General features: G+C 63.4%; 21 protein-coding genes. 5 read left to right on the top strand and 16 right to left on the bottom strand.

Going from position 1 to position 26483, the window contains the following annotated elements; translation table 11 throughout:
• A partial coding sequence (locus tag LB559_RS29605) for a hypothetical protein (protein WP_224675624.1) occupies positions 1-1889 on the bottom strand: 1889 nt, incomplete at its 3' end.
• A gap of 323 nt (positions 1890-2212) precedes the next feature.
• On the opposite strand from LB559_RS29605, the gene LB559_RS29600 reads away from it, so the two are divergent.
• Positions 2213-3142, top strand: a complete 930-nt coding sequence (locus LB559_RS29600) for a transglutaminase-like cysteine peptidase (RefSeq protein ID WP_224675623.1) — start codon at positions 2213-2215, stop codon at positions 3140-3142.
• A gap of 49 nt (positions 3143-3191) precedes the next feature.
• Here LB559_RS29600 and LB559_RS29595 read toward each other — a convergent pair whose 3' ends face one another.
• The 12 genes from LB559_RS29595 to LB559_RS29540 all read right to left on the bottom strand — a co-directional run bounded on the left by LB559_RS29595 (position 3192) and on the right by LB559_RS29540 (position 18617).
• Complete coding sequence (locus LB559_RS29595) at positions 3192-3833, bottom strand: ribbon-helix-helix domain-containing protein (protein ID WP_024502654.1); 642 nt, start codon at positions 3831-3833, stop codon at positions 3192-3194.
• Entirely contained in the window at positions 3823-5112 is a 1290-nt protein-coding gene (locus tag LB559_RS29590; RefSeq protein ID WP_063168901.1) for an HlyD family type I secretion periplasmic adaptor subunit, read from the bottom strand. The genes LB559_RS29595 and LB559_RS29590 overlap by 11 nt, the downstream gene beginning before the upstream one ends.
• A gap of 42 nt (positions 5113-5154) precedes the next feature.
• On the bottom strand, positions 5155-7287 hold the full coding sequence (locus tag LB559_RS29585) for a type I secretion system permease/ATPase (protein ID WP_013529845.1): 2133 nt from the start codon (positions 7285-7287) through the stop codon (positions 5155-5157).
• 39 nt (positions 7288-7326) lie between these two features.
• Positions 7327-8775 carry a TolC family protein gene (locus LB559_RS29580; protein ID WP_013529844.1) on the bottom strand — a complete coding sequence of 483 codons (1449 nt, stop codon included), beginning with the start codon at positions 8773-8775 and terminating at the stop codon, positions 7327-7329.
• A gap of 419 nt (positions 8776-9194) precedes the next feature.
• On the bottom strand, positions 9195-9743 hold the full coding sequence (locus LB559_RS29575; protein ID WP_027161456.1) for an invasion associated locus B family protein: 549 nt from the start codon (positions 9741-9743) through the stop codon (positions 9195-9197).
• Positions 9728-10189, bottom strand: a complete 462-nt coding sequence (locus LB559_RS29570) for a DUF4189 domain-containing protein (protein WP_063173787.1) — start codon at positions 10187-10189, stop codon at positions 9728-9730. Before LB559_RS29570 ends, LB559_RS29575 begins: the two co-directional genes overlap by 16 nt.
• Before the next feature lie 38 nt (positions 10190-10227).
• Positions 10228-10893: a hypothetical protein gene (locus tag LB559_RS29565; protein ID WP_013529841.1), complete on the bottom strand. Its 666-nt coding sequence runs from the start codon at positions 10891-10893 to the stop codon at positions 10228-10230.
• A 13-nt stretch (positions 10894-10906) separates the two neighbouring features.
• Positions 10907-11464: an invasion associated locus B family protein gene (locus tag LB559_RS29560; RefSeq protein WP_013529840.1), complete on the bottom strand. Its 558-nt coding sequence runs from the start codon at positions 11462-11464 to the stop codon at positions 10907-10909.
• 7 nt (positions 11465-11471) lie between these two features.
• The gene (locus LB559_RS29555) at positions 11472-16718 is read right to left on the bottom strand and encodes a beta strand repeat-containing protein (RefSeq protein WP_224675622.1); all 5247 of its coding nucleotides are present in this window, start codon (positions 16716-16718) and stop codon (positions 11472-11474) included.
• A gap of 193 nt (positions 16719-16911) precedes the next feature.
• Positions 16912-17427 carry a helix-turn-helix transcriptional regulator gene (locus LB559_RS29550; RefSeq protein ID WP_064995671.1) on the bottom strand — a complete coding sequence of 172 codons (516 nt, stop codon included), beginning with the start codon at positions 17425-17427 and terminating at the stop codon, positions 16912-16914.
• 12 nt (positions 17428-17439) lie between these two features.
• Positions 17440-17802 (bottom strand): hypothetical protein, encoded by a 363-nt coding sequence (locus LB559_RS29545; RefSeq protein ID WP_224675621.1) that lies wholly within the window; start codon positions 17800-17802, stop codon positions 17440-17442.
• Between the two features lie 614 nt (positions 17803-18416).
• The gene (locus LB559_RS29540) at positions 18417-18617 is read right to left on the bottom strand and encodes a hypothetical protein (protein WP_082826544.1); all 201 of its coding nucleotides are present in this window, start codon (positions 18615-18617) and stop codon (positions 18417-18419) included.
• Positions 18618-18925: 308 nt separating this feature from the next.
• Between LB559_RS29540 and LB559_RS29535 the strand changes: the two genes are divergently transcribed.
• The 4 genes from LB559_RS29535 to LB559_RS29520 all read left to right on the top strand — a co-directional run bounded on the left by LB559_RS29535 (position 18926) and on the right by LB559_RS29520 (position 22984).
• Positions 18926-20389, top strand: coding sequence for a phospholipase D-like domain-containing protein (locus LB559_RS29535; RefSeq protein WP_063173789.1), 1464 nt, complete (start codon positions 18926-18928; stop codon positions 20387-20389).
• A gap of 108 nt (positions 20390-20497) precedes the next feature.
• A complete protein-coding gene (locus LB559_RS29530; protein WP_013529834.1) occupies positions 20498-21346 on the top strand; it encodes an endonuclease/exonuclease/phosphatase family protein in 849 nt (282 codons plus the stop codon).
• A 62-nt stretch (positions 21347-21408) separates the two neighbouring features.
• Positions 21409-21741 carry a hypothetical protein gene (locus LB559_RS29525; protein WP_224675620.1) on the top strand — a complete coding sequence of 111 codons (333 nt, stop codon included), beginning with the start codon at positions 21409-21411 and terminating at the stop codon, positions 21739-21741.
• A gap of 382 nt (positions 21742-22123) precedes the next feature.
• Positions 22124-22984 carry a hypothetical protein gene (locus LB559_RS29520; protein ID WP_224675619.1) on the top strand — a complete coding sequence of 287 codons (861 nt, stop codon included), beginning with the start codon at positions 22124-22126 and terminating at the stop codon, positions 22982-22984.
• A gap of 62 nt (positions 22985-23046) precedes the next feature.
• Here LB559_RS29520 and LB559_RS29515 read toward each other — a convergent pair whose 3' ends face one another.
• The 3 genes from LB559_RS29515 to LB559_RS29505 form a co-directional block, all read right to left on the bottom strand.
• A complete protein-coding gene (locus LB559_RS29515; RefSeq protein WP_027161453.1) occupies positions 23047-24561 on the bottom strand; it encodes an aldehyde dehydrogenase family protein in 1515 nt (504 codons plus the stop codon).
• 186 nt (positions 24562-24747) lie between these two features.
• Positions 24748-26022: an RNA polymerase sigma factor gene (locus tag LB559_RS29510; RefSeq protein WP_013529830.1), complete on the bottom strand. Its 1275-nt coding sequence runs from the start codon at positions 26020-26022 to the stop codon at positions 24748-24750.
• Positions 26019-26393 carry a YciI family protein gene (locus tag LB559_RS29505; RefSeq protein WP_013529829.1) on the bottom strand — a complete coding sequence of 125 codons (375 nt, stop codon included), beginning with the start codon at positions 26391-26393 and terminating at the stop codon, positions 26019-26021. Before LB559_RS29505 ends, LB559_RS29510 begins: the two co-directional genes overlap by 4 nt.
• Positions 26394-26483: the final 90 nt, after the last annotated feature.

Here is a 26483-nt window from a genome sequence, read left to right as displayed (position 1 = left end):
TTGCCGACCTCGGCCGTGAACTGGTTGGCCGCCACACCGTCGGTGTCGGCATGTGCCGTCGGCACGTCGTCGATGATGTTGATGACCAGGTTGCCGGCCGGCGCGCTGTCGCCGTCGGCGTCGGTGACGACGACCGCGAAGCTGGCGTTGGTGCTGTTGCCCGACGTGTTGTCGAGCAGCGTGTAGGAATAGTTGATCGTGCCGGCGCCGGTGGTGGCATTGTAGACATAGCTTGCCGTCAGTGAGCCGGTGGCATCGCTGAAGGTCTGGGCCGCACCGGTCAGCGCATGGCCGCCGAGCGACACCGTCGTCAGGCCGTCTGGCGATGTGAAGCCGATGGTGCCCGAAGTCGTCTCCGAGGGCGCCGCTGCGTCCGAGCCCTGAGACTCGCTACCGCGTGCCGCCAGGCCCGCTTCATAGACCGTCGTCGTCACGCCGCCCGGTGCCGGGATGCTGTCGGTCGGCGTGGAGTTGCCGATCGAGATGGTCAGCGTGGTGTGCGACAGGTCGCCGTCGCCGTCCTTGATGGTGTAGGTGAAGACGTCATCGTGGCCGCCGGCCGTGCCGGCGTCGCGCACATAGGAGTAGGTGCCGTCCGCGGCCAGCGTCAGCTTGCCGTAGGTGCCCTGGATCGCAGTGCCGAGCGTGCCCGTGCTGTCGAGGTCGGCATTGACGGTGCCGGCCTGGACGCCAACCACCGCCGCGCCATCGGCGCCCTTGACGTCGACGCCGGTCACCGGCGAAGTGGTGCCCACCGCCGTCAGCACATTGCCGACCTCGGCCGTGAACTGGTTGGCCGCCACACCGTCGGTGTCGGCATGTGCCGTCGGCACGTCGTCGATGATCTGGACCGAAAGCGTGCCTGGAAGGGACACGTCGCCGTCGGTGTCGGTGACCGTCACCGTCAGGTTTTCGAAGATGGAATCGGTGCCCGCGCCGGGATGGGGCTCATTATGGACCAGCGTGTAGATGTAGCTCACCTGGCCGGTGCTGGCGTCGTAGCCGTTGATGGTCAGCGTGTTGCCGAACGGCGTGGTGATGCTGACCGGATTTGCCGCGCTGTCGGCAAGGGCGGCGCCCGAAATATCCTGGCCGGCGATGGTGAGCTTACCGATGCCGTCAGCCGAGGTGACGGTGAACGCGCCGGTGCCGGTCTCGCTGGTGTCAGGGGCCGAGGTCAGGCCCTTTTCGTACACGATGGTGTCGCCGCCATCGACCGCAGGCGTCAGGTCGAGAATCGACGGCGTGGAGTCAGGTCGAAGGCTCGGGAACAGCTCACGCGCCTCCAAGCGACCAAACTGCAAATCCGTCGGCGGCAGCAATGCCGACAGGTCGAACCCGTCGCCGATGCCGCCGGGGGGAACCGAGAAATCACCGCCTGCGCTTGAATTCGAACCGCCGGGGCCGGCCGAGATGGAACCGTCGGCGCCGAAGGCGACATCGACATGGCTGGCTTCCAGCGCCGCCAGCAAGGCAACGCGCGGCACCTCGACGTCGCCGATGATGAAGGTCGGCACGTTCAGGGCGCCATCCTTGATCACGATCACCGAGCCGTCGGCCTGCTCGAGCACAAGGTTTTGGCCGTCCACCTTGATGTTGTCGATGGAAGCGTTGGCAGGAAGCCTTACCACGTGGCTGGCGTCGGCTACATATTCGTGCGGCGCAGCTGCCGGCAGCGTCTTCGCTTCCGCGGGGGCTTCCGGCTTGACGGGCGCTCCGCCGCCGACATCGACCGGCACCGGTTCGGACGCTGCCGGTGCGGCCTGCTGCGTCGAATTTGCCTGTGCGACCCGGATCTCCGCCGGCGATGCCTGATCGCCGTGTTCACTGGACGCGGAATGCTCGTTCAAGGAACCCGAAAAGCTGTCCAACTCGATATTGTTCGTCATGGCTGAAACCCCTCCGATATTTACCGGATAGAGACAGCGGCCATTTCTACTTTGCAACTGCCCCCTAATCTATTTCATATATTATGATATGCATTGCTCGGCATTTTTTACACGTGGTAAACCGCGACAATATAACCTGATATATGCTGGCTTCCGGAGGCTTCCCTGACGGAGGACTGGCCGAGATTTTTTGGTAAATCAAAGTATAAAATTGAATAAAATTTTATATAAAAGGGATGAAGACAGTTGCTGGATATTTATCCACCTTCCTTTCCAATAATTTGAGACAAGATTGGTAGCGTCCACAGTCAAAGGTGGGCGTTATGAAAAAGCAAAAATCGGTTCCGGGGAAAACCGGGCTCCAGATGCTCCTGCTGGCAATCGGGCTTGTCGGCCTGGCGGGGCCGTCATTCGCCAGCGATATCCCCGCACCCGGCAGGCCCCAGGAGAAGGTCCAGACGCCGCCCTGTCTCGGCGGTGTTTCACTGACGAGGCCCCAGCCCTGGCAGCCTGCGGACGCTTACCGGATCGGCATGGTCACCGGCAGCCATGGCCCGGATGTCGGCCGCGGGGACGGCTCGTCAACGGCGCGAGATGACGCCGGAATAGATCCGGTGCAGACCGCGTCGATTATTCCAGGGGTCTTCGGATCGGTTGCCTTGTCCATGCGCAATTTTCCCGTCGCGGCACGCTGGGCGCCTGTCTACCGGGCAATCACCGCCTGCTCGGCAGGCAGCCCCTGCGAGCACAAGAGCACGGCTTTTGCCGGCATGATCGCTGCCGCTCAAGGCAAGGGATTCAGCGAGAAGCTGTCCTTCGTCAACAGCAGCGTCAATCGCCTGATCGCCTACAGGAAAGACAGCGTCGTCTACGGCAAGCTCGACTATTGGGCGAAGCCTTCGGAGATTCTCGAGCGGCGAGCCGGCGATTGCGAGGATTTTGCCATCCTCAAGATGACGGCCCTGCTGAGGGCCGGCATTCCGACGCAAAGCATGGCGCTTGTCGTCCTCCAGGATCGCAAGAGAGGCTTCTTTCACGCAGTGCTGTCGGTGAGCACAGGCAGCGGCACCTTCATTCTCGACAGCCTCAGCAACACCGTTATGCGTGACAGCGATCTCCCGGATTACGTCCCGCTCTATTCGTTCAGCACGGACCGGGCCTGGATCCACGGTTCAAGACCGGGCGGCGCCCAGATGGCCGACATCAAGGGCGGTTTCGCAACCGTCGCACCCGGCGAAGGTTTTCAGCCATAGGGTTTCGGCCAGTCCAAGCCATAGGTTCTCGCCAAGGACTGGCGGGCATTCAGCCGCCGAAGACGAACGCCATCAGCAGTTCCGGCTCGAGCACCGGAGCCCGCACCGCATTCAATTGCCCCCGGTATCGACGGTCACCCGCGCCGATGACAAAACCGGTGGCCACCGGCGATTCGCCATTGGCGTCGAGCCGCGTGAAGATGTCGGCCACATTGAGGTCCAGCGCCAGCTTGAGGTCGTGCCGTGCGTCATCGCTTGGGGCGATCGGCAATTGGCGTTTGACCAGTTGCTGGAACGGCGCGTTGAACGACAGGATCTTCTTCGACGAAGCCAGGGCAAAGGCCGGAGACGGGCACGCGACCAGTATGGCGTTGATGGTGTTGATCGATGCAAGCCTTCGCAAGGTCAGGTTTTCGTCCCCCAACCCACGCATGCAGGCCACCCGGATCGCGGATGTCAGATTGCCTGTCTGGGCCTGGCTTTCGGCGATCTCGTCGATGAGCATGCCGATCGTGCACTTCCTGCTTTCGGCCATCTGCTTCAGCGACATCCAGAATGCCCGCTCCAGACGAATGCCGCGCCGTATGCCGCCTCGCGCCACGACCCGAAACTCCAGCCCGAAATCCTCGGCAGCGACTGGCGCAAGCAGCCGCTCGCGATCGGAATGATGAGGGCTGGCGCTACCGCTCACTCATCGCCTCCTCGCGCGCTTTGTTGATCGGCTTCAGGAGGTAGTGCAGGATCGTCTTGCGCCCGGTCTTGATGTCGACCGAGCAGATCATTCCGGGGATGATCGAATAGGCCTTGCCGTCTCTTTGAAGGGTCGATTTGTCCGTCGCCACGCGCACCTGATAATAAGGCTCCCCCGTTTTCTGATCGACCAGGCTGTCGGCTGTGATGTTGGAGACCTTGCCCTCGATGCCGCCGAAGATCGAGAAGTCATAGGCGGTGACCTTGATAAGGGCTTCCTGGTCGGGCCGGATGAAGGCGACATCCCGCGGCGAGACCCGTGCCTCCACCAGCAACGTTTCGGAGGTTGGCACGATGCCGGCCACGACGGCGCCAGGCTGGACGAAGGCGCCGACCGTGTTCAACTCCAGCGTGTTGACGATGCCGTCCACGGGAGACCGGATATCGGTGCGCGCGACCTTGTCGGTGGCTCCCCTTATGGTCTCATCCACCACCGAAAGGTCCGCCAGCGCCTGGGTAAGGTCGTCCAGCGCCTCCTGCTGCAATTGCAGGCCGAGTTCCTCGACCTGAAGCTGAGCTTCCGTGATCGACGATTTGATCTTCTTTATCGTTTCGCCGGCAAGGTTCAGCTGGCCGTTGAGTTCGGTCTGCTCGCGCTCTACCCGGAGCTGCTCGGTCCTTGCCATCAGGCCTTTCTTGACCATCGCATCGACCAGTTTTGCCTCCTGGTCGCTGACCGCCAGGTTCTTGGTAAGACGATCGGAATTGGCCTCCGCCTCGGCAAGTTCCTTCTCGCGCTGATCGAGGCGTGACTTGAGCACGGACAGCTTGTTGTCGAAGTTCCCGCGCCGGGCGATGAGCAGCTTCTGTTCATTGTCGCAGATTTGCGGAGCGACCGACTGGATGTCCTGCGGGCACGGAAATGGGCCCGAGAGATTGCCGGCCTGTTCGTATTTCAGCCTTGCTATGCGCACTTCCAGCGCGCGCGCCTTGGCCTGCTGCTCGCCAAGGCTGGACGTGTTGAGCGTGTTGTCCAGGCGGATGATGAGATCGTTCTTCTTGACGACCTGGCCGATCGTCACGGCGATTTCCTGAACCACACCGGCCTCGCTCGCCTGGATGATCTGGGTCTTGGAAGCAGGTATGACCTTGCCGTCGCCGCGTGCGATCTCATCGACTTCGGCAAAGGACGCCCAGGCGACAAAAACGACGAAGAGCGCTCCGATGATGAATATAGACGCCGACGCAAACAGCGGCGGCCGATCTTCCCTGGCAAGCATTTCCCACGCCCCAACGCATTGGATGCAGCAATAATTGTTTTGTCAGGCGCTTGTTTTCTGCAACGCCTGTATGACTTGGTCCTTCGGTCCGTCGGCAACGATTTTGCCCTGTTCGATAACGATCAGGCGGTCGGCCAGTTCAAGCATGCTGAACCGATGTGTGGAGACGATCAGCGTCGTGTCGCGGTCAAAGGCGACTTTGAGCTGCTTGATCAACTGGCGTTCGGAAGCAAGATCCATCGAGCCCGACGGCTCGTCCAGAAAGACGATTTTCGGTTTGGTCAGCAGCAGGCGCGCGATCGCCACCGTCTGCCTTTGGCCGCCCGAAAGATTGGTGCCGCGCTCGCCGACATTCATGTCGTAGCCGCGCGGGTGGCGTGAAACGAAATCGTCGACGCCGGCAGCCTTTGCCGCTTCGATGATCTGTTCGTCTGTAGCCTCGGGGCATGCCATCAGGAGGTTTTCCTTGATGGTGCCCGAGAACAGGTCGCCGGCCTGCGCAACGATGCCGACCGCGGCGCGAACCTCGGACGGGTGATACTGGCGAATGTCGATCCCATCCAGCAGCAACTCACCGGAAGTCGGCAGGAAGAGCCGGCCGACCAGCCGACCCATCGTCGTCTTTCCCGATCCTATGCGGCCGATGATGCCGATCCGCTCACCCGGCTTGACCGAGAAATTCAGGCCGGTCAAAACTTCGTTTTCCGAGCCTGGATAGACAAACCCGACATTCCTGAACACCATCGCGCCCTTGCGGATGGGGCGGTTGACGAAGCCCACCGTGTCGGGCCGGTCTTCCGGTTGAGCCATGATCGAATTCACCATCCTCAGCGAGAGCATGGCCTGGCGGAACCGGGACAACGTTATGGCGATCTGGCCGAGCGGCGCCACGGCCCTGCTCGCCAGCATCACCGTTCCTATGATTGCTCCTGTCGAAACATGCCCTTCTGAGAAGGCATAGGCGCCGGCCACGACCAGGGCGACGGTCACCAGCTGCTGTATGGACTGGGTGATGTTGCCCGCTGCCGCCGAAAGCTGCTTGATCTTCTCGGACGTGTTGGCGGCGTTCTTGGAGTGCTCGCCCCATTTCCGCAGCAGATACGCCTCGGCGCGCAGCGACTTGATGGTCTCCAGCGTCGAGATGGATTCGACCAGCAGGGCCTGGCGCTGCGATGCTTCGTTCATCGAGGCTGCGACGCGCTTGCCGATGCGGCGCTGGGTGACCAGGCCGACGATGACGGACATCACGAAGGCCAGCGCCGGTATGATCACCAGCCAGCCGCCTATTGCATAGATCACAAGGAGAAAGACGAAGACGAATGCCGTGTCGATGAACACGCTTATGGTGTTGGAGGTGAAGAACTCCCTGACGAACTCATATTGCGTGACCCTGTTTGCGTATTCACCGGTCGAGCCGGGGCGCGCCGAAAGCGACGAGTTCAGCACTTTTTCGAACAGCAGATAGGATATCCGCAGATCCGCCTTGCGCCCGGCATAGTCGATGAGGGAAGCCCTGGCCGTCTTCAAAAGCAGGTCGAACAGGATGACCGCACCGATGCCGAGAGCCAGCACCCACAGTGTCGATATCGCCTTGTTCGGCAGGATCCTGTCGTAGACGTTCATGGTGAAGATCGGCGAGGCTATGGCCAGCAGATTGATGAACACCGCCGCCAGGACGACTTTCGAGTAGGTGCGCCAGAAAGCGCCCATCGTCCCCGTAAGCCAATGTCTTCGCTCGATCCTGGCCGCCGAGCCGACCGACATGGTCTCGGCGGCATTGGCATAGGTGATCGAAAAGGAAGCGCCGCCGCTGATGTAGCTGGCGGCCAGTTCCGACCGGCCGATCGTGGTGCGGCCGTCTTCCTGGGGCGCGGTGATATACGCATCGCCTTCGCCTAGAGCGAGCAGGGCGACGGGCAATTGGCTGACGCGAAAGACGATGGCCGGCAGGTCGATACGCCCCCTGAGAAAATCGCGATGATTGAACTCGGTGACTTCCAGGCCGATGCGTTCGGCAAGGTGCCTGATGTCGTCGGCCGCAATTCGCGTGTCCGAGAGCGGCACGCCGGCAAACAGCACGGTCTCCGCGCTCGGCCTGCCGAGATATCCGGCAACGGCCGAGAAGCAGGCCTTGAACGCCTCCTTCGGGGAGAGGATGTTGGGTTGCTGGTTCACGATCTGCCCGTCAGGACGCTCGCTGGACCTTGTGCTGTCCTATTTCTTCCTCACCGGAGCGAGAATATCGAATGGCAGGTCGTTCTTCTGCTCCGATGGCGTCCGCGCATAGGTTTCTGTGTCCGCGGTTTCCGGTGCTGCGAACTCGGTGCGTGCATAGGCCGTCGCTTGCTTTGCCGGCTCGAGATTCATCGTTTTCAGCAACTGTCCGGTCGCGGCCAGGAGCCGGTACTGGGCAAACAGCGATGCGTAGGACGCGGTATCCGCCAGCGTTGCCGTGTTGAACCGTGTATTCTGCGCGTCGAGCACGTCGAGCAGCGAACGCTGTCCGACCTTGAACTGCTCGCGATAGGAAGCAACCAGCTTCTCATTGGCAGCGGCTTGTTGCCTCAGGGTCTTTGCCAGATCGGCTTGCCGGAAACGGCGATCCCATGAGGTGCGAACGGCTTCCTCGATTTCGCGCTGGACCTGATGCAGCGCGAGACGCTGTTCACTGGTGCGGCGGATCTGCTCCTGCTCGTTGGCCTTGTCGATGCCACCGCGGTAGAGGTTCCAGCGCAGGACCACGCGCGCCTGCAGGTCGGTGGTGTCGCCATCGTCGCCGTCAATGTCGGTTCCTGCCCGGGCCCGACCTTCAGCGATGATGGAGGGGCCAAATTTTGCCCGCGCAGCGTCCACGAGGGAGGCCGCCGCGTCGATGTCGCTGTTGGCCATGTGTACGCGCGGATTGCTTTCCCGCGCCAACCCTATCGCGTCGTCGAGCGAGCGCGGGAGTGCGGCCGAGACATCGCCGGGCCTCGAAGGGCTGGTCAGTGGCTTTCCGACGGTTTTGAAGAAGCGGATCTTGGCCGCTTCCAGTTCCTCGGTCGCCTCCTGCATGCGCGCCTTGGCGGCGAACAGCCGTTCCTCGGCCTGTTGCCGGTCGGCCTCGTTCAGCGCGCCGCCCGAGATGCCTTGCCGGATGTCGCCGAGAATTGCCTGGTGGAAGCCGAGATTTTTCTTCGCTTCGGCAACGATCGAGGCCTGCAGCATGTATTCCAGATAGTCCTGGACAACGGACAACCCGATGAATTCGGACCGTTCCAGAACGCGGAACGAAGCGCCGTCGACGCGCGATGCCTGACGGTTCAATTCGGCCCGCCTTCCGCCGCTGTCATAAAGCGTCTGCGAAACGGTAAGATCCGTTTCAGCCGGATAGAGCGCATCGCCTTCGATGGAAAGAGAGCGCCGGGACGGATTGTCGAGCCGGCGAACGCCAGCCGATGCCTCGACATCGACACTGGGAAGATAAAGGCCCTTGGCCTGCCGCAACTCGAACTCGATGGCTTCGCGATTTTCGATCGCCTGTCCAATCTCGGGATTGGACTCCACCGCGACAGCCATCGCCTCCTTGAGCGTGAGCGCGTGAGCGCTGCCGCAGGTCAGCATGGTGGCCGCCATCAAAAGACCAAGGCGCCTGCCTATAGTCGACATGTTTGTCGTATTCATTAATCCCACCCTAACGTTTCCCCAGCGTCCTTTTCAGAGCGCTAACCAAGCCAAGGCCTGCCCGTCGGTGGATTATTCACAGATTCACGAAATATGTGAGCGATTATTGATTTAGAGATCGCTAAATAGCTTTTTTGGGCAACAAGGCTGCGAGATGTAGCAAAAATAGCACATAACGTCGGCTCGCTGCGGTTGTATCCGGACGCCGCATTCAGTGGGAAAGCACAAAAAACGGCAGGCCAGTGGGCGGTATGGCCAGAATCATGGCCGGTTCGGATAGCGGCTGTCGATGATCCAACCTGAAGTTGAGCCCTTTTCAGGCACGCCCCTTCGGATGCCGCGTCCAAAAATACTCCATCGCGGCGGCCGGCGTACGTTTCATGTGGCTCACTGCGGCCAAAAGCTGGTCAGCGCGCACCCTAATTTGCGCTCAACGCCACCATGCGGTCGAGCGCCGCGGTCAGGCCGCGAAGCGACACAGGGAAGCTCAGCGGGGTCTCGGCGTCCGTCGTGACATTGAGCTTCAGCACCGAGCCTCCCCTCAGCTTTCCAAGCGTCGGCCGATCGACCGTAAAGACGGAGACGCAACCCGTCGGCAGGCAGGTCCTGAAGCGCTGCGGGGACAGCGGCGGTTGATCGTCGATCTGCAGCGTCACGCCCGGATCAAGGAGGATGCCGAAGGGCAGAAGCAGGGTAGCCGTCGTCGAACCGTCCGGGCGTGCCGCGATCTCCATGGCAAGAAGCCTCTGCCCGTTCTGCTGGACCTGGTCTTGCGCAAGCGAGCACACTCTCGCCTTTTCCCGTACCGAACAGGTCACGCTCCAGTCCTGATAGACCTCACGCAGCGATGAGGGTCCATCCGGGACAGCCGCCACCTGTTGCTGGGCAGACGCCGGCGACATCAATGAGAATAGAATTGCTCCACATGCGGAGACGGCCTTCGGGCCAAGCTTCATGTGCAGACCCATTCGCGGATCTTGCATTTCTCTCCCGTCGCCTCGCAGGCCTGCAAAGCGAGATCCTCCGCTTCCCGACGGGTCTCGGCCGAGTTCACGCCCCAGGGCGTGAAACGGTTCTCCACTTTGTCTGCCACGGCAAGCGCACCGCAGTGCTTGTAGGGAAAGCCGGTCTCGTCGTCATCATTCCAATGGCGATGGTTGCGGAAGACGGTGACGACGTTGCAGGCCTTTCCGCCTGCGTTCTCGCAATATTTCTGTGCGATGTCCTTCGCTTCCTGCCGCTTGTCGGCGCCCCAGAAGAAGCCGTATTTGCTATCGGCCTGCGAATAGGCAATGGCCGCCCATATGCCTTTTTCCTCCTGTTGCGGTTCCGATGGGGCCACAAGGTCGGCTGAGACGACTTGTCCGCTCCACAAAAAGGTCAAGCCCAAAACTGCCAAAGCCTGCAATCTCATGGTCGGCATCCTTTCCTTGACCTCACTCGCTTCGCGTCCTACTTCGCCGCCGAAGCAAGGGAGATCACCACACAGCTTTTGCCCGTCGGCAGGAGAAGCGCTTCACCGGCATTGCCGCCGAGCTCGTAGACCTCGACCTGCCCGAGATGGTCGGTGATCTTGCTGCCCTGCGGCAGGATGGATGGGATGTCGGCGCACGGGCTGGCGAATGGCGCCACCCGCACCATCGCCCCTTCGCAACCCGTGGCGGTGGGCGATGCGAAGACGATGCCGGCGGCCGGGCCGCTATAGCGTTCCGACGCATAGTCCATGCCGACAAAGGCCTGGATGGCGTGCTTGTCGGCGGCCTGGTCGTTCCACAGGGATTTGACGCTGTATTTCGTGCCGGTCGTCAGGATCTGTCCGAGCACTGGATAGACGGTCGAGCAGGCCTGCACACCGGCCTGCTTGACATGCTCGAGGAAGGGCGTGTCCGGAAGCACGGGGGCCGCCGCTGTTGCTGCAGGTGCGGCCGTCGCGCCGCCGACCAGATTGGCGACCGCGGCGTAATTCCCGGCGGCGAAGCCAAGCCCCGCCACGACCAATCCCAGCAGTGAATATCCGGCCGCGCGTGGCCAGCGCCTTGGGGGCTCGGCCCGCCTCTGCCGATCCGCCTCGACGCTCGGAGTGCGTTTGGCGGACGTGAACTGGTCCTGCTGGCTCATGGTGGCGCCTCGGTTATTTGAGTGGTGAAAGGGCGTCTGACAGCCCCTTGAGCGTTGCGGTAACGGTGATCGTCTGCCCATCGACCGTCGAGTAGGAGATCGCCGGCGTCGCGTTCTGCGATATCTGCCGGCGCATGACGGGGCCGACCGGCAACATGCCGACACAGACCATTTCGTTGCAGCCGTTCAGCTGCACGTCGATCGGCTGCTTCTGTCCATCGAATTTCACGGACACAAGGCCATCGCTCCTGGCGTTCGGGGCGGTGCGCAGGATCATGTACGGCTTGCCGTCCTGGGTGGCGGCAAGCGACCAGCTGAAGGCCATCTTGCCGGACGCGTCCTCGATGATCTGCGAGACGTTGCAGACCTTCTTGCGGGCTTTGAGGTTCTCGTCGCAGATCAGCGTCCAGTTGTCGAATGGGCGTATGGTGCGCTGGTAGTCTCCGAGCTTCACCTCGGGCGGGAGCACCACGTCCGAAGGCTTGATCCTGTAGGTCGACGCAACCTGCCCGGCGGCAGGCACGAGGCCGCCGCAAAGCGCCAGGCAGGTCAGGGCAACAAGTCCTTTCATCCCTGCCTCAGTTCAAGGTGAAGCTGATGCCGGCGCCGACGCCGACATGCCCACCCGCTGCCGTGCCCGACAGGTTGCCGCGGATGCGGCCGTCCTCGCTGGTGTAGCCCGCACCGAAGGCGAATGCGCCTGCGTCGCGCCAGAGGCCGCCACCCGCCGCGACGCTCAGCTTTCCGGGCCGGTCGTCGTAGCGCAGCGAGGCGGCGGCGAGACCTATCGCGGCCGCCTGCCTGGCCTCGTCGCGGATGCCGTTGATGTCCGAATTGAGCTGACCGAGCTTCTGGTCGGTATAGTCGTTGGCCTGCTGCAGGGTCGTGGCGGCTACCTTGTCGGTGTAGTCGTTGGACGTATCGATAGCGTAAGCCACGCGGTTGTCCGTATAGCTCTTGCCGGCGGTCAGGCCCTGGTTCATCTGGTCGACATTGACCGCATCGGTCCCTTTGACGCCGGGGCCGACATTGGAGATGACGACCGGCGCGTTGACGTCGCCACCCTGCAGCGTGATGGTGTTCGACTTGACGCCGCCCGGGGCGTCATAGGTCACCGCGTTCTGGGTGAGGTTTCCGACGCCGGCTTTCAAATCCTCGATCGCCGTGTTGGTGGCGTAGAGCTGCGAGCCGTTGATCGCATCCGTGCTGCCGGCATCGACGCGCCCGGCGGCGACATTGGTGATCGTCCGCTCGGCGCCGGCATCGCCGACGCTGACGGTTCCGGTCGGAGTCGTTCCGGCGAAGGTGTAGGTCTTGCCGCCGATTACGGTGCTGGAGGTGCCGACGGCTGTCTGCGTCACCGAGCCGGAGCCGAGCGCCACATCGTTGGCGTTGTTGGCCTGCGCACCCTGGCCGAGCGCGACGGCGCCCGCCCCGGTAGCCGTCGAGCCATGGCCCGCAGCCACGCTCTCGGCGCCGCTCGCCACGCTTTCCGGCCCGATCGCCACCGCGTTGGTGCCGCCGGCGATGCTGTCGGCCAGCGTCGAATTGGCGTGGAAGTATTTGATGCCGCCGCCATTGCTGATGGTGGTCAGGGCATTGTCGACGGCCGTCAGGCCGTCATAGACGGTCGAGTAGTTGTTGCCCTGGATAGTGTAGGTCGGGCCGGTGATCGAGCCGTCGGGATTGATCGTGGTAACGCCGCCGAACAGGTCGGTGACGTTTTTCGTCACGCCGCGCAACTGCGAGACGTTGACGCCGTCGGTATCGGCCGAACCCGCTGCGACATTGGTCAGCTTGCGTTCGGCCCCGGCGGCGCCGATCGACACCTCGCCGACCGAGGTCTGCGGACCGGCGAGCGCGAAGGCCGTGTAGCCGGCCTGCGCGCCGACCGTGGTGATGGATTGCGCACCGAGCGCCACGCTGTTGATGAAGGTGCTCTGGGCGCCGGCGCCGAGCGCCACCGACTGGACCCCGGACGCCAGCGAATTGGTGCCGAGCGCCAGGCCGTCGGCCAGCAACACATGGGCGTTCTGGCCGATGGCCGTTCCGCCGGGTGCTGTCAGGTCGACGATGGCGCCATTGCCGATGCCGATGCCATTGTCGCCGTTGACGACAGTCGTCGGGCCGACCGCGACCGATTCCGCGCCGACCGCGAGCGAGTCGCCCGCCGCCGAATTGGCGTGGAAGTATTTCGTCGAGGTAACCGATACGGCAGCGATGGCGCCGGCGAGCTGGCGCACCGTCACTGCGTCCTGGTCCTGCGTGCCGTCGGCCACGTTGGTGATCTGCCGGTAGGAGTTGACATCGCCGACCGAAACGGCGCCGAGCAGCGTCTTGTCGCTCGTGTTGTACTGGATGAAGTTGGACGGACCGGCCGCGATCTGGCCGGTGGCCGGAGCGATCGCGCGATCGGAGATCGAACCCGAGCCCAGCGCCACGCTGCCGTCGATGCTGGCCTTGCTGTCGCGGCCGAGCGACAGCGCGCTGACGCCGGTCGCGGTCGCATTGTAGCCGACCGCTGTGGACCCGACGCCTTGGGCGAAGGAATCGGTCTGCGCCAGCCCGGCCTCGTTGGTGCGGGCGTAGCGGATGCCTATGCCATTGGCATCGGTATAGGCCGTCGAGGTGTCGCCGGCGATGTTGTTGAACGTGTTGCCGAGATTGGTGACGGAACCGCCGATGGTGCTGAGCGTGGTGCCGATGGCGTCGACGGCCTGGTTGGTGGCGGCGAGCTGCGAACCGTTGATGGCATCGGTCGACGTCGAACTGATCCGTCCGGCGGCGACGTTGGTGATGGTGCGTTCGGCGCCGACCGCGCCGACGCTGACCGTCGAGGTCGGGTTGGTGCCCTGGAAGGCGTAGGTGGTGCCATTGATCACGGTGCTGGGCGTGCCGACGGCGACGTCGGTGACACTGCCTGAGCCGAGCGCCACGTCGCCCGCATTGCCAGCAGCAGAGCCGGCGCCCAGCGCGAGCGCGTTCTGGGCGACGGCATTGGCGCCTACACCAACAGCAGTCGCCTGAACGCCAGCCGCAAGCGAGTTCTGGCCGATCGCCGTGCTGGACGTGGCTGTGGCGGTGGCGTTGGCGCCAATGGCGGTGCTGTATTGGCCCGAGGCCTTGGAGATGTACCCCAGTGCCGTTGCGTCGAGCGCCGACGCGACGGCGCCACTGCCGATGGCCGAGGCGTTGGCGTCGGAGGCGCTCGAATTGACGCCGGCCGCGATGGCGTTCGTCCCCGTCGCGGTCGCGACGGGTCCGATGGCGACCGAGTCCGTACCAATGGCCGAGGAGTCCGCCGCCGTCGAGTTGGCGTGGAAATATTTGATGCCGCCGCCGACGTTGAGATTGTTGACGACGGCGCCGATGGCGTCCACCGCCTGGTTGGTGGCGGCGAGCTGCGAGCCATTGATCGCGTCGGTCGATGTTGAACTGATCCGCCCAGCAGCGACGTTGGTGATGGTGCGTTCGGCGCCGGGTGCACCGATGCTGACCGTCGAGGTCGGATTGGTGCCCTGGAAGGCGTAGGTCGTTCCGTTGACCACACCGCTGGCCGTGCCGACCGCCGTGGTGGTGACCGAGCCCGAACCGAGCGCGACATCGCCGGAGCTTGCCGCCGCTGTCGCGCCATCGCCCAGTGCGACGTTCCCGGCGAGGCCGGCTGCGCCCGCCGTCGAGCCGTTGCCCAGCGCCACCGAGCCTTGCCCGATCGCCTTGTTGCTGTTGCCGATGGCGACGGCGCCGTTGGCCATATTGGCCGCGGTGGCGGTTGCCGTGCCGTCGCTGTTGGCGATGTTGTTGGCGCCGCCGGTGAAGGCGCCGGTACCGCTGGCATAGCTGGGATCGCCGATGGAGACGGCGCCGTCGCCATAGGCAACATTGTCGGCGCCGATGGCGACAGCCTTGCCGCCGCTTGCATTCGCCCTGGTGCCGATGGCGACGGCATCGGCGGAGTTTGCGACCGCGTTCGTTCCGGCGGCGATCGCGTTCTGGGCACTCGCGTTCGCGGTATCGCCCATCGCCAGCGCGCTCGCGCCACTCGCCGATGCGCTAACGCCCAGCGCCGTTGCGCGCGCGAGGGTCGCACGGGAGCCATTGCCGAGCGCCACGGCGCCAACATCCGTGCCCTGGGCACCCGACCCAATCGCGACCGAGCCGATTCCACTCGACAGAGCGGCATTGCCGAAAGCCAATGCGAAATTGCCTGAGGCGAGTGCGTTGGGGCCGAGTGTTGACGAGCTTATCCCCGTCGCACGGGAATTTACCCCGATTGCGACGGCGAACTGGGCCGATGCCACGCTTGTACGGCCGATCGCCGTGGCATCAGCCACGTTTGCCGTCACGTCCACGCCGATAGCGATCGCGCTCTGAGCGAGAGCCCCCGTTCCGGCAGCGGAGCGTGCGCCCAGATAGATGGAATTCACGCCGCTGGCGATGGATCCCGTGCCAATGGCGGCGGCGTTGGTCTGGCTGGCTTGAGCGTTGTGGCCGATCGACGCGGTGTTGCTGGCGGCGACACCAATACCGGCATTGGTTCCGATCGCGATGTTGTCGTTGCCGGTGACCAGATTGCCCGCGGAGGCGGAGAGCGTTGCGTCATAGGCAACGGCGCCGTCACCAGTGCCGAGGGCGACATTGCGCTGCCCCGTGACGCCGGAGCCGGCGCCTCTCAAGACGCTTGGGACGCCGCCGCCGACAGCGGTATTCTGTCCGCCGCTGACGAGCGTGCCTGCCGCGACGCCCACCGCGACCGAGCTGGCATTTCCGGTGGTTGACCCGGCGCCGGCGCCCTGACCGACAGCAACCGTGCTGTCGCCGATCGCCAGCGCTTGCACCCCGAGTGCCGTTGAGCTGTTGCCGGTCGCCTTAGCAGCGTTGCCGACGGCGACGCCCGAGACTCCGCTGGCGTTGGCGCCGTTCCCGGCGGCGAGAGAATTGCCGCCGGTTGCCTGGCTGACCACTCCCAGCGCTATCGAATTGCCGCCGCTTGCGTTACTACCCGCTCCCATTGCGGTCGCGTTGCCGCCGGTTGCTTGGCTGGTCGATCCAACCGCGGTACCAAAGCTGTTGGCGACGGTTCCCGTGCCGAGGGCGGTCGAACTGTTCCCCGAAGCCTGGCTCACGCTGCCGACAGCGACGGAATTGCCGCCGGTCGCTTGGCTCGATACGCCAACGGCCGTCGCGGCGGCGCCAGCAGTAGCCGTGGAGCCGATGGCAGTCGCGTTCGCCCCATTTGCGGTGCTGTTGACGCCAAAGGCGCTTGCCCCGCCGGCGTTAGCATGGGCGTTTCCGCCCACAGCGAGCGCGTTAATGCCGGTCGCGCTTGCAAAGACACCTATGCCGATGGCGTTGAGGCCATTGACACTCATCGAATAGCCGATGGCGATCGAAGCGTCGCCCGTTGCACTGTTGGAGGTGCCCAACGCTACGGCGTTATTGCCATTCGTCGTGGCACCGTTACCGATGGCGACGGCGTTGCCGCCTGTCGCGGACCCGCCGCCGGCCTGGTATTGTGCCTGGGCCGGCGTGGCGAGGCTGAGCGCGGGGATCGCCGCCAGGCCGCCGACGATGCTCGCCAGGCTGACGGAGGAGGCCAAGGCCGAACGCACGCTGCCGCCGACCCCCAGCGTTCCCAGCCCCAGACGCTTGCGCCCCATACCAAGCGCACGATGCGCCATGCGCAGCACGGCCATCAGGCGGCGGCGAACCGAGCGCGAACCATGATCGGCCCCCGCGATCCACTGCCCCGCGAAATGCGCCGTGCGACGCCGAACAAACGAACCGCTCGAAATCTGGCCGTTCGAAATCTGGTTGTCGGTCATGGTCCCTCTCCGCTGGCCGGCACGAAATGTCTGACAATTCCGCTCCATCGCAGGAAGACATGATTCCAGCGTGCGGTATTTCACGATTGCTGTCTTGTGAGAAAAGAGGCGAGCAAACCGGCATAGGTTAACGGCTCGTTACCCCTGCCAATGCTTTAGAAATAAGTAATCAAGCAACTCCCTAAGCGCCGTCTCATCTAAACTTGGCGCTAAGCTTTCCCATCCGCGCCTGCAGCGGCGTCATCTGCCGGTATTTCTTCATCACGGTGGTAAAATGGCTCTGGCTCGAAAATCCGCTGGAGTGAGCGATGTCGGCGATCGTCATGCCGCTGTCGGCAAGCAACCTTTCAGCGAAATCCAGCCGCAGACCGAGCACGTACTGATGCGGCGGCATCCCGAACGTCCTCGAGAAAGCCCGCACAAAATGATAGGGTGAAAGACCGCAAACCGCGGCCATCTCGGCAAGCGCCAGCTTGCGCGTAAAGTTCTCGTCCAGGAATTGCCGCACGCGGCTCGCGGCGCGGACGGAAAGCCCGCCTTTTGCGTTGAGCGTCGGTTGTCGCGAATTGGGTCCGGAAACCGGTCCGGGGACACCATCCTCACCCGGCATTTCTTGGCCTCCTGATTCGTCCCGGATGAGGTTCAACCCTAGGCTTCCTTCCGCGTTCCCCTGAAAAACAATTCGTGATTGATCGAAGCCGACCGGCATCGCCAACCCCATTCATGAGAGCGTTCCGGCCGGACGGCGTACAACGCGCGGACTGCATGACATTCCAGACGATTCCTGCGGAGCTTGGGGCGGATTTGCAGCAAGATGTATTTTGGAAAACGCCGCAAGGCGCCTGTTGCGGCCTGGGTGGGTGCGCAGCAGATCGGCCGGGTCGACCGTGCCGAAAGCAGGCGGATCGAGTTCGGCGAGATCGAATTCATGCGCGGCCAATTGCGCCAGCGCTTCGGGAGCGATGGAAACGACGGCGTTCTCCCGGGTCAGGGACCAGGCCGGCTTGCTGTCCACACCCGCCGGATTGACGACGCGACATCCGGTCGGCGTATCGCACCGCGTGATCCGGTCGCTGCCGAGCAAGGCTCTCGATCGGCGTGCGGGCCGCAGCGCAATTCCAGTGGAATGCTCTTTGGCCGGGAATGTCTGCGAGACGGGATCGCGGGCGGAGTCTATGACACTCCGTGCCGCGGTGGGCCTCCAGGGGCCTGCGCTTTCAGGAATTATGTCCAGGACATATCGAGCTGTCCGTTCTCGATTGACGCCCTGGGAATTGCCGCTTTCCCGAGCATCGTCCGTATTTTCCATTGCCTGGCCTCAGCCGCTTGTCTGCCGCCTGAAATCCCCCTTTGCCCGACCCGGATCCAACGTAACGCACATGCCTCGGATAGTGAATAACATCCGTACGCAAACAAAAAATTTTGTTCGGGATAAAAGCCCCTCGGGGCGAGGAACCCAGGCCTTTAGGTCGCGACTACGGGTCAACAGGTCCCTTTGGACCCTTCGGCGCATTGGCTGACGGAGCATCAAACGAAAAACCCGCCTGCTCGGCGGGTCACTGGCGCAAATCAGCACCATGCACGAATATATACCTTAGCTGAGATCACCGTGTCAAGAAAAAATTCCTATCGCGAAAAGCTGCCGACGCAAAAGCCGCGACACCGCCAGCAATGCAGAGCTACCAGATTGGCCACCGGTCATTGCAGATCGTCGCGACGATTCTCATACAAATCCCATGCAAGTTCGACAAACCCCAGAAGAACGTCCTCCTCGCTCCATCCGGCAGCGACGGCCGCCTGGACGATCTCGCGGACGAGAGGCAGCAATTGGCGTTGGCATTCTGCCGACGTGTCGGCAACTATGTCATCGCCGGGAGGTTCATCGAAGTTGAATTTCATCGTTAGGCGCCCCCCTCGCCATCAATCAAAGTGTTCATATCATTAAGTTCATTCATCCTGATATACAATAGAGGTCGCACCAAAGCATAAGAGGCTTCGGAGGCTCTGAGCAGAACAGGATGATGCCAGGCTCTATGCTTCCGCTAGGTCAGGTTTGTCCTTCTGAACAGGGTCCGTCGGGAAGCTTCTACCCATCAATCTCTGCGGCTGGTCGAAACCTTCGGCCAGGGCCGCATGCCACCATCCGGCGAATGCGCGGCAGGACCGGCCGCATTGCCTTCTGCAACCGCTCGCTGGATAGTCTCGGCATGTTGGCGACCCTGGCGACTCACTGGCCGCAAATTCTGGCGATCATCTCCGTGGCGATGGCGACGGTCGGCATCGTCCATGCCGTCATGACCAAGGAAGATGTGCGCGCCGCCACCGGCTGGGTCGGGGTGATGGTGCTGTCCCCGATCCTCGGCGTGCTGATCTACGCCGTCGCCGGCATCAATCGCATCCGCCGTGCCACGATCACCGCCCAGCGCCCGTTTGCCGACGGCGTGGTGTCCGCCAAGCATGAGCGCGACGTCGCTGTCGAAGAGGCCCTGATCGTCGAGCGATACGGGCAACGGTTCACGGGCTTGCGGACACTCGGCGACAGGGTGGCGCGGCGCGCGCTCAACCCTGGAAACGCAATCGATGTGCTGGAGACCGGCGACGAGGCCTATGCCGCCATGTGCGCGGCGATCGACGGCGCCGAGCGCAGCGTCCTGCTCGAGACCTATATTTTCGACAATGACGCCGTCGGCCTGCTCTTCGTCGAGGCGCTGGCCGGCGCCGTCCGGCGCGGCGTCACCGTCCGCGTGCTGATCGATGCCGTCGGCGCCCGCTACTCGGTGCCGAGCATCCTGGGGCATTTGCGCGAGGCCAACATCCCCGCCGACGTCTTCAACGGCAACATCGTCATGGGCCTGCGCCTGCCCTACGCCAATCTGAGGACCCACCGGAAGATCCTGGTGGTGGACGGCATCGCCGCCTTCACCGGCGGCATGAACATCCGAAAAGGCTTCTCCGCCGAATTCGCCGGCTCCAACAGCGCCAGGGACACACATTTCCGGGTGACCGGCCCGATCGTCGCCGACCTCTTTTCGGTCGCCGCCGAAGACTGGCGCTTCGCCACCAACGAGGCGCTGAAGGGCGACGCCTGGCGCATTGCCCCGCTGTCGCCATCGCCAGGCGCACCGATGATGGTGCGGGCAGTCGCTTCCGGCCCGGATGCCAGCAACGAGACCAACCACAAGCTGCTGATCGGTGCGTTCTCGGTCGCCCGCAAGTCCATACGCGTGATGTCGCCCTATTTCCTGCCGGATCGGGAACTGATCAGCGCCCTGATCACCGCCGGCAGGCGCGGGGTCGAGATAGACATCGTGGTGCCGGCGGTGAACAATCTCTTCCTCGTCGATCGCGCGATGATGGCGCAGTTCGATCAGGTGCTCAAACACTATTGCCGTGTCTGGCGAACCGAGGGACCATTCGACCATTCGAAGCTGCTTTCGATCGACGGCGTGTGGGCCTATGTCGGATCTTCCAATCTTGACGCCCGATCGCTGCGGCTCAATTTCGAGATCGACTTGGAGGTGCTCGATGCCGGCTTTGCCAGCGAGATCGAGGCGCGGATCGGGTCGGCGATTGCCTCCGCCGTGCCGGTAACGCTGGAAGCATTGCGCGCCCGGCCGTTCCTTATCAGGCTGTTCGACCGGGCATTGTGGCTCGGTTCACCCTATCTCTAAGGCGGAGGTGCGCTTGAGGAACTCGTCTGTCATGGAACATACGCCGAAATTGCCTATTTTGACTTTATCCGGCTTCTGAATTGAAGCCAGCGAGAACGAGCAGCACAGATGCACAGAATTGGACGCAGCCTCCCGGCAAGCATGCTTCTGTCCCTTCGTGACCGCCGGATGCAGAAAGCTAACGCCGCCGCACTCAAGACGACAGCCACCACCGGCACGCTGGTTGCCTCCTACAATGTCCACAAATGCATCGGCGTCGACAGGAAGTTCGATCCGGACCGGACCATCCGCGTCATCCGCGAAATCGATCCGGATGTCATTGCCCTGCAGGAAGCCGACAACCGCTTCGGCGACCGTGATGGTCTTCTCGACCTGCCCCGGCTCGAACGGGAAACCGGCCTGGTTCCGGTGCCGATTTCCGCCACCGGCAAGGGCCATGGCTGGCATGGCAACGTCTTGCTGTTCAAGAAGGGCGTCGTTCGCGACGTGCACCAGATCAAGCTTCCGGGGCTGGAGCCGCGCGGCGCGGTGGTGGCGGAGATCGACCTCGATGGAAGCCGGACGCTGCGCATCATCGCCGCCCATCTTGGCCTGCTGCGCCGCTCCCGCTCCCAGCAGGCGCGCGTCGTGCTCGACCTGATGAACAGCCCGGACGAAAGACCGACCCTGCTGCTCGGCGACCTCAACGAATGGCGGCTTGGCAACCGCTCCGCTCTCAACACGCTGCATGCGACGTTCGGCCCGCAGCCGCCGGCGGTCCCCACCTTCCCGTCGAACCTGCCGCTGCTGGCGCTCGACCGGATCATGGCCAACCGGCATGGCATGATTGCCGCCATCGACGCGCATGACACGCCGCTTTCACGCGTTGCCTCCGACCACCTGCCGCTGACGGCTTTCGTGCGCCTGGAGCGGGTGGACGATAACGCCTTGATGTCTCCCGCGTCGCAAAGAGTGTAAAATTAGTCGGAACGCCCAGTTCTTCCGCGAGTTACCATGTCTTGAACGTGTAGGAGGACGAGATGAAGAAGTTGATTCTGGCTTCCCTGTTGGCATTGGCCGCGACAGCGGCGATCACTGCGCCGACGCGAGCGGCAAGCGTGACCATCCAGTCCGACGACGATCGATATTTGCCGGACGACGATTCCGACAGTGGGATCGTTATTCGCCGTCATCACCGCGATCACTATTCCGACAATCAGTATGATGGCGACCGGAACGTTCAGTATGACGATGGCGAATACCGGTACGGCGAATATCGCCGCCACCACCGGCATCATCGCTGCCATATCGAACTGGTCAAGCACTGGCGCCACCACCACAGGGTGATCGAAGAGGTCCGCGTTTGCGGCTGATCCTGATCGAACCAACCGGCCGGCGAAAGCCGGCCGGTTTCATCGCGTATGGTGGCGAGAGATGCCGCCACCAGTTGGAAATGCCCCTGCAGACGACTGACGCGCGGCGCGGTTCGCGCAGCTGGATTACCTGGCTGATCTTGTCGCGATTGCGCTTGGCACGGTAACTCACTCTCCACCATCCCCGTCAAGCCGCAGATCACCGGCGCGCTTCCCAGGGCATGGCAATCGGCTAGCCGATCCCACCATGGACCGGTCGTTGCCCGACCCGTGTTCGGGTTGGGCTTGCTCTTCGCATTTGGTGCCTCTGGACACAGCCGTGGAAGGCTGGAAAATGTGGAGCGCAACTCGGCTTTTGGAGTTGAACCGGAACACCAGGAGGATGGCGCTGAAATTGGAAGATATTGCCGGCCATCCGGCGTTGCATCGCTACGTTCAGGAACAGTCCCTGGCGCTGATCCGAATCTATGAGGAGAGCCCTCGCCTAGCTTCCATTTTCGCCACGCAGCAGCGTTGGCTGATGGGTCATGTCGGCCTCGCCATGCATTTCAGGCGCGATCCGCACGACCGCCGCAAGGAACTGACGGTATCGCGGTTCATCGAGTTCGTGCACCAGCATGCGGTCGCCAGCCGCAACACGGCGGACGCTTTCATCAAGGAGATGCTGCACTACCACATCGCCGAGTATGTGTCGGGTGGCGACGGCCGTACGCACCCTTTGCAGCCGACGGCGGCAACCGTGCAGACCTTTACCGGCTGGGTCCTTGCCCATCTGCGGACGCTGGATCGCCTCGACGGCGCTGACCGCTTGGCCAGGTTCCTCGAACACCCCGAGATGGTTGCCGGGCTGCAGCCTCTGGTGGCGGACGGCCTGCTTGCCTCCAAGCCGGTGCGCGAACCCAACCAGACCTTTTCGCTGTTCATCTGGCTCAACAATGGCGGCATCGTCATGGACTGGCTGATGTCGGGCATCGACCCCGATCACGCCGGCCTGGACCAGATTCCGACCAGCGTGGTTTCGATCGGAGATTTCGCCAAATGGCTCAAGCTCTCGCGGACCCATCTGGCCCGCAAGCTGCGCGCTGCCGAGAATCTCGGCAGCATCGGCTGGCTCGGCCAGCGCGGCAATTCGGTGATGTGGGTGTCGAATACATTCTACCAGGAATACATGACAGTCCAGGCGGCCAAACTGGCCATCGTCGACACCGCTTTCAATGCCTGTTTTCCGCCGGCTGGAAGCTGATCGGTGCGGCATCCCCGTAACGGGGATGCCTTTCAATGCGGGCGATCAAAATCCCGAAGTTCTCAGTCGATGTCGAACGACACGCCCTGGGCGAGCGGCAGCGCCTTGGAATAGTTCACCGTGTTGGTGGCGCGCCGCATATAGGCCTTCCATGCGTCGGAGCCGCTCTCGCGGCCGCCGCCGGTTTCCTTTTCGCCGCCAAAGGCACCGCCGATCTCAGCGCCCGAGGTACCGATGTTGACATTGGCAATGCCGCAATCCGATCCGTCGACACCCAGGAAACGCTCGGATTCCTGCAGGTCGCGGGTGAAGATCGACGACGACAGGCCTGCGCCCACGGCATTGTGCTCGTCGAGCACGGCGTCGAAATCCGAATATTTCATCACATAGAGGATCGGCGCGAAGGTCTCTTCCGTGACAGGGGCCACCTGCTTGGGCATCTCGACCAGCGCCGGGTGCACGTAATAGGCATCCGGATGACCGTTCTCGACCCGCGTGCCGCCGGTCACCTTGCCGCCATGGGCGGCGGCTTCCTTCAGCGCCTTCTGCATGGCCTCGTATGCCGCCTTGTCGATCAGCGGCCCGACCAGCGAGGAGGTCTCCAGCGGATTGCCGACAGACACACTCTCGTAGGCCTTCTTGAGGCGCGGAACCAGGGCGTCGTAGACGCTGTCATGCACGAACAGGCGCCGCAGCGTCGTGCAGCGCTGGCCGGCCGTGCCCATCGCTCCAAAGGCAATCGCGCGCAGCGCCATGTCGAGATCGGCGCTCGGGCAGACGATGCCGGCATTGTTGCCGCCGAGTTCGAGCACTGCGCGGGCAAAGCGCTTGGCCAGCCGCGGGCCGACGTCGCGGCCCATGCGGGTCGAGCCGGTCGCCGAAACCAACGGCACTTTGGGGTGATCGACCAGGATCTCGCCGACGGCGCGGTCGCCGATCAGCACCGGCGCCAGGCCATCAGGTGCGTCCGCGCCGAAGCGCTTGACCGCACGCTTGAAGATGGCCTCGCAGGCAAGTGCGGTCAGCGGCGTCTTTTCCGACGGCTTCCACACCACCGCGTCGCCGCAGACCAGCGCCAGGGCGGCATTCCACGACCACACCGCGACCGGGAAATTGAAGGCGGAAATGACGCCGACGACGCCGAGCGGATGCCAGGTTTCCATCATCCGATGGCCCGGGCGCTCGGTGGCGATGGTCAGGCCGTACAATTGCCGGGAGAGGCCTACGGCGAAATCGCAGATGTCGATCATCTCCTGCACTTCGCCGAGCCCCTCGGACGGGATCTTGCCGACCTCGATCGAAACCAGCCGGCCAAGCTCGGCCTTGTGCGCGCGCAGTTCCTCGCCGAGCAGCCGCACCAGTTCGCCACGCCGCGGGCCCGGCACCATGCGCCAGGCCTGGAAGGCCTTGTGCGCGGCATCGATCACCTTGGCCGCGTCAGCCGGTGAGATCGTCTTCAGCGCCGCGATCTGCTCGCCCGTCACCGGGCTGCGCACGATCAGGTCGCCGCCGACGAGCGCCTCCTTGGCCACGCCCAGTTTCGCCAGCAGTTCGGTCGTTTCCTTGCCTATCGTCATTCTTGTCCCTTTCAGATCCCGTCGCCATCATATGGCGCTGGGTTAAGCCTTCGCCGTGCCGCCCGTGTGCCGAAAGGCACTTCAGGCGCAGTCATGGCGTGGGCATTACTCGTTTCAGGGGAAAATCGCCACCCCGGCATGGTCCAAGCCCAAACTACACGATTGAGCCAGATGGGGAGGTGACGCTCAGTTTGCCTTTTTCGCCGGCGGGCGCACCGCACCGTCCTTGATCAACCGGTCGATATGCATGCGGATATGGGCAGCCTCTGCCGCCGTGTTCGCAAGCGCTATGGCGCGGTCGAAGGCGACGCGCGCCTCGTCGCCCCGGTCGAGCTGCATCAAGAGGCCCCCCTTGAGCCCGAAAAAGTGGAAATAGCCGGAAAGCCGTTCTTCCAGCGGCTCGATCATGGCGAGCGCCTCCCCCGGTCCACGCACCTTCGAGACCGCGACGGCCCGGTTGAGCGTGACCACCGGCGACGGCTGCATCTGCTCCAGCAAGCGGTAGAGCAGGTCGATCTCGTTCCAGTCCGTATCCTCGGCCTTTTCGGCCCGCGCATGCAGCGCGGCAATCGCCGCCTGCACCTGGTAAGGGCCGGGCTTGCGATGGCGCAGCGCCTTGTCGACCAGTGCCAGCCCCTCATCGATCATCTTGCGGCTCCACAGGCTGCGATCCTGGTCTTCGAGCAGCACGATCTCGCCGCTCTCGTCGAAACGGGCCGGTGCGCGCGCATGCTGCAGAAGCAACAGCGCCGTCAGCCCCATGATCTCCGGCTCGGTCTGGAACAGCCGCAGCAACAGCCGTGCCAGCCGGATCGCCTCCTCGCACAGCGGCGCGCGGGCCGGCGCCTCGCCGCTGTTGGTCGAATAGCCCTCGTTGAAGACCAGGTAGACCATGGCGGCGACGGCGGCGAGCCGTTCCGAGCGCTCGACCGCGCCAGGCGTCTCGAACGGCACGCCGGCGTCCGCAATGCGCGCCTTGGCGCGAGTGATGCGCTGCTCCATGGCGCTTTCGCCAACCAGGAAGGCGCGCGCGATCTGCTTGACGGTGAGACCGGAGACGATGCGCAGCGCCACCGCGATCTGCTGCGTTGCCGGAAGATCAGGATGGCAGCAGATGAACAGCAGCCGCAATATGTCGTCGCGGTAGTGCGCCCCGTCCAGCCGCTCGGCGATATCGCTCTCGGCGTCTTCCAGATCGGAAACCTGGTCTTCCTCCGGCATCGGCGCCTGCTTGGCGCGCTTGCGCACCGCATCGATGCCGCTGTTGCGGCCGACGAAGATCAGCCAGGCCGCCGGGTCGCGCGGCGGCCCGTTCTGCGGCCAGTTCTTCAACGCCCTGAGGCACGCGTCCTGGAAAGCTTCCTCCGCCGTATCGAGATCGCGGAAATAACGCAGCAGCGCGCCCATCGCCTGCGGGCGGGCGGCGCTGATCGCGGAGCTGATCCAGGCCATTTCGGTCATGCGGAAACCGTTGTTGGGTTGAAGACCGAAACCGGCCGGATTTCATAGGAGCCGCCGCTCGGGTTGACCTCGGAAAGCTCGCGGGCGAACTCCACCGCCTCGTCGAGATCGGCGCATTCGAGCGTGTAGAAGCCGAGAAACTGTTCCTTGGTCTCGGCGAACGGCCCGTCGATGACGACCGATTCGCCTTTGACCTTCCTCAACGTCGTCGCGGCCGTGGTCGGCAGAAGCCGTGCCACCGGGCCGAGCCGACCAGCCTTGGCGTACTTGTCCTGAACGTCGAGGAGATTGGCCATGACCTCGTCGTCCTGTGCCTTGCTCCAGGAGCAGACGACATCTTCGGAGGCATAGCAGAGGATTGCGTAGAGCATGGCTGGTCCTTTTCTCTGTCAAAGGACGAAACAGTAAGACCGATCCCGACATGACGTCGATAAAAAAATCCAGATGTGACGGATTTGGCC

The sequence above is a fragment of the Mesorhizobium sp. BR1-1-3 genome (assembly GCF_020165455.1).
Taxonomy (GTDB): domain Bacteria; phylum Pseudomonadota; class Alphaproteobacteria; order Rhizobiales; family Rhizobiaceae; genus Mesorhizobium; species Mesorhizobium ciceri.
This window is presented reverse-complemented; position numbering and strand designations above follow the sequence as displayed.